The sequence below is a fragment of the Microcystis sp. M53603_WE2 genome (genome assembly GCF_030065435.1).
In genome coordinates, this window is record NZ_JASJFF010000943.1 from 1 (window position 1) to 4,364 (window position 4,364).

General features: G+C 41.4%; 3 protein-coding genes and 1 tRNA gene. 2 read left to right on the forward strand and 2 right to left on the reverse strand.

Annotation, left to right across the window (positions count from 1 at the left end; genetic code table 11):
• Nucleotides 1–296 (forward strand): fluoride efflux transporter FluC (locus PX481_RS19945; protein ID WP_288095624.1); only part of this gene is annotated, 296 nt, incomplete at its 5' end.
• Between the two features lie 176 nt (nt 297–472).
• Here the strand turns inward: PX481_RS19945 and hpnA are convergent.
• On the reverse strand, nt 473–1,459 hold the full coding sequence (gene hpnA / locus PX481_RS19950; RefSeq protein WP_002759104.1) for a hopanoid-associated sugar epimerase: 987 nt from the start codon (nt 1,457–1,459) through the stop codon (nt 473–475).
• Between the two features lie 169 nt (nt 1,460–1,628).
• Between hpnA and PX481_RS19955 the strand changes: the two genes are divergently transcribed.
• Nucleotides 1,629–4,163 (forward strand): glycogen/starch/alpha-glucan phosphorylase, encoded by a 2,535-nt coding sequence (locus PX481_RS19955; protein ID WP_288095627.1) that lies wholly within the window; start codon nt 1,629–1,631, stop codon nt 4,161–4,163.
• Between the two features lie 85 nt (nt 4,164–4,248).
• On the opposite strand, the gene PX481_RS19960 is transcribed toward PX481_RS19955, so the two are convergent.
• A tRNA-Asp gene (locus PX481_RS19960) sits at nt 4,249–4,322 on the reverse strand.
• Nucleotides 4,323–4,364 lie beyond the last annotated feature (42 nt).

The following is a 4,364-nucleotide window of genomic DNA, read 5'->3' on the forward strand; positions in this document are numbered from 1 at the left end:
AATGGGGATTTTGGGCGACATTTTTTGTCAATGTTTCTGGCTGTTTAATTATTGCATATATCTTTACTATGGTTATGGAAAATATTCGTATAATTGCCCCAGAATTAGGATTGATGATTGCCACGGGTTTTTGTGGTTCCTATACAACTTTTTCTACCTATAGTTTGGAGGTCAACAAATTTTTAGAGCAGGGAAACTTGACTTTCGGTTTAATTTATTGGCTCGGCAGTGTTTTTGGGGGGATGATTGCGCTTAAAATTGGAGTTATTTTAGCAAGAACAGGTTTTCCTAGATGAATTATTAAATAGATTTTGCGTCTGATCCCCCCTGTCCCTAGGGTTGATTCATAGTAGGGTTGATTCATGAATCAACCCTACTACCTTGATAAGGGGGGTGTCTGACAACTTTTAACACCTAACTACTTAAGCATTTCAGCACAATTGAGACCATCTTTTTCCCTTCCTACTCAGTCTTAATAAGTAATGTCTTCATTGGTTTGAAACCAATTGACGGCATCAGCTAAAGCTTGTCTAATCGGCGATTGCGGTAAGCCCAGTTCTTGCACTGCCTTCGAGGAATCGTAGTACATGGACTGTTTTGACATTTTCACGCCATCAAGGGGTATAGAGGGCGATTTTCCGAAGACAGGAAGAACTTTTTCATCCAGCCAAGCTATTAGTAAAGGAATCCAAAAAGGTAAAACAATTTTCGGAGCATTTATGCTGGTAATTTCGGCTAATTCTGTCAACAAGGTTTTTAAAGAAGTGTTTTGATGACCTAAAATATATCTTTCGCCAGTTCTTCCCTTTTCTAAAGCTAATAAATGTCCCCAGGCCACATCGCGCACATCAATTAGATTTAATCCCGTATTCACATAAGCGGGCATTTTTCGCCGCAAAAAACGGAGAATAATGTCGCCAGTGGGTGTAGGCTTAAGATCAAAGGCTCCTATCGGCGTACTAGGATTAACTATAACGATATCCTGTCCTCTTTGCACTGCTTTCAATGCTTCCTGTTCTGCCCAATACTTTGATTTTTTATAATAACCCACCAATTGATGGGCGGGACTTTGATAAGTTTCATCGACACTTTCACCCTTTTTACCTACTCCAATAGCCGCCACAGAACTGGTATAAACTATTCTGGCAACTCCCGCTAAATGCGCCGATTCTAGCACATTTCTTGTACCTAAAACATTGTTTTGGTAGAGTTGATGTCTATCCTTTTGCCAGAGAGAATAGTGCGCCGCTACATGAAAGAGAACTTCGCATCCGACCATTAATTTAAATAAGTTCTCATCATTTAAATTACCCCGGACAATTTCCACGTCTAAACCCCGCAAATTTCTGAGATTACTCTGGGGACGGACGAGGACGCGCACTTGGTAGCCTTCGACTAAAAGCAATCGCACTAAATTCGCCCCGATAAAACCCGTTCCACCCGTCACAAAAGCACGCATTGCTCAAACTTTCCCCTATTTTCGCTTCCTATCGGTAATTGAAACTTAATCACCTTAACTTCATCATTACTATACCTTAATCTTAGTCAAGATTTAAGCTTTTCTTGATAAAATTTCAGGGCGGGTTATCTTAGACTAAGAGCAGCCAATCTTCAGTAAAAACACTCCTATGGATACATCTCCAGACACGAGTTTTGTTTGTCCGATTATCATCGAAGACGACAGAACAGGATTAGACACAGAAACTATCCGACGGGCTTTAAGGGATAATTTACTCTATATTCAAGGTAAATTACCGGAATTAGCCAGCAAAAACGATCTTTACATGGCCTTAGCTTATACCATCCGTGATCGTTTATTGCAGCGTTGGTTAACCACCCAACAAACCTATCTAAAAAAAGATGTCAGAACCGTTTGTTATCTCTCGGCCGAATTTTTAGTCGGTCCCCATTTGGCTAATAATTTAATTAATCTCGGTATCTACGAACAAGTCGAGAAAGCTGTCAGCGAATCGGGATTAAAACTAGAAGAATTAATTGCCCAGGAAGAAGAACCGGGGTTAGGAAATGGTGGTTTAGGTCGTTTAGCTGCCTGTTATCTCGATTCCCTTTCTACCCTAGAAATTCCAGCTATTGGTTACGGTATTCGCTACGAATTTGGTATCTTTGATCAAGAAATCCACGACGGTTGGCAGGTGGAAATAACCGATAAGTGGTTACAGTATGGAAATCCCTGGGAAATTGCCCGACCGGAATCATCGGTAGAGGTAAAATTTGGCGGTTATACCGAATCCTATACCGACGAAAATGGTAATTATCGCAGTCGTTGGATTCCCGATTATGTAGTCAAAGGAATTCCCTACGATACCCCAATTCTCGGCTATCGAGTTAACACCGCTAATACCATGCGTCTCTGGAAGTCAGAAGCTTGTGAATCTTTTGATTTTGGACGCTTTAATCGCGGCGATTATTATGGTGCGGTGGATAATAAAGTTCACTCGGAAAATATCAGTAAAGTTCTCTATCCTAATGATGAACCAATTCAAGGCAAAGAACTGCGTTTAGAACAGCAATATTTCTTTGTTTCCTGTTCCCTACAGGATCTGATTCGTATTCACTTACATGAAAACCCCAGTCTCGATAATTTTCATCAAAAATGGTCGGTACAATTGAATGATACTCATCCTTCTGTCGGGGTAGCTGAGTTAATGCGCTTGTTAATTGATGTGCATCATTTCGATTGGGATAAAGCTTGGTTTATTACTCAAAATACCTTCGCCTATACCAATCATACTCTTTTGCCAGAAGCTTTAGAAAAATGGCCTTTGAGTATTTTTGGTCGTCTTTTACCGCGATTAATGGAAATTATCTACGAAATTAACCATCGTTTCTTGGATAAAATTCGCATTATTTATCCCCATGATGACGGCAAAATGTCCCGTTTGTCTATAATCGATGAAAGCGGCGAAAAATACGTCCGTATGGCTCACCTCGCCTGTGTGGGTTCCCAGGCAATTAATGGGGTGGCAGCCCTCCATACAGAATTACTAAAAAGAGATGTTCTGCGCGATTTCTATGAACTCTTTCCCGAAAAGTTTAGCAACAAAACCAATGGAGTTACTCCCCGGCGCTGGATAGTTTCTAGTAATCCCCGCTTGACTTTTGCGATTACCGAAAAAATCGGCGAAAATTGGATTAAGCATCTGGAGGATTTACGCGGTTTAGAAAACTATGTGGATGATGGGGGATTTCGGGACTCTTGGCGACAAATTAAATACGATATTAAGGCAGATTTAGCCAATTATATCGATAAAAAAGTCGGCATTAAAGTTGATCCTAGTACCCTCTTTGATGTGCAGGTAAAACGCATTCACGAATATAAACGGCAACATCTCAACGTTTTACATATCGTTACTCTCTATCATCGCCTCAAAAATAATCCCAATCTCGATATTACCCCCCGTACCTTTATTTTTGGTGGTAAGGCAGCCCCGGGTTATTTTATGGCGAAATTAATCATTAAATTGATTAATTCTGTGGCAGAAGTGATCGATAATGATCCGACGATTGGAGGACGCTTAAAAGTGGTTTTCCTGCCCGATTATAATGTCACCGTCGGTCAACGGGTTTATCCGGCTGCCGACTTGTCCGAACAAATTTCCACGGCCGGGAAAGAAGCTTCGGGAACTGGTAATATGAAATTCTCCATGAATGGGGCCTTAACTATCGGCACTCTCGATGGGGCAAATATCGAAATTCGTGAAGAGGTGGGGGCGGAAAATTTCTTTCTTTTTGGCTTGACAACCGAGGAGGTTTATGCTAAGAAAGCCGCCGGTTATAATCCCCAAGAATACTATTACCATAACGAAGAATTGCGGGCAGTATTAGACCTCATTGGTTCGGGATTTTTTAGCCGGGGTGATGGTAGTTTATTCCGCCCGCTTGTGGATAATCTTATCTACAATGATCCCTATATGTTACTGGCCGATTATCAATCCTATATCGATTGTCAGGAAGGAGTCGGTCGTGCCTATCAAGATCAAGAACATTGGAGTCGTTTAGCAATTCTTAATGTGGCCCGCATGGGAAAATTCTCTAGCGATCGCTCGATTCGGGAATACTGCGAGGAAATCTGGCGGATACAACCGGTAAAAATTGAATTACCCGATTATATTCAAGCTAATGCTGGTTTATCGGTAAATTAGAACAAATCTAGGCAGTAGGATCCTGTTTATTTGTCCTACTGCCCACAGGATAACGAGTCATGGGCGACTCTAATCTAGATTTTTACGGGATTGACGGGGCTCGAACCCGCAACTTCCGCCGTGACAGGGCGGTGCTCTAACCAATTGAACTACAATCCCATTTTTGCGACAATTCTGATTATAACTTCATCACCCTGGTTA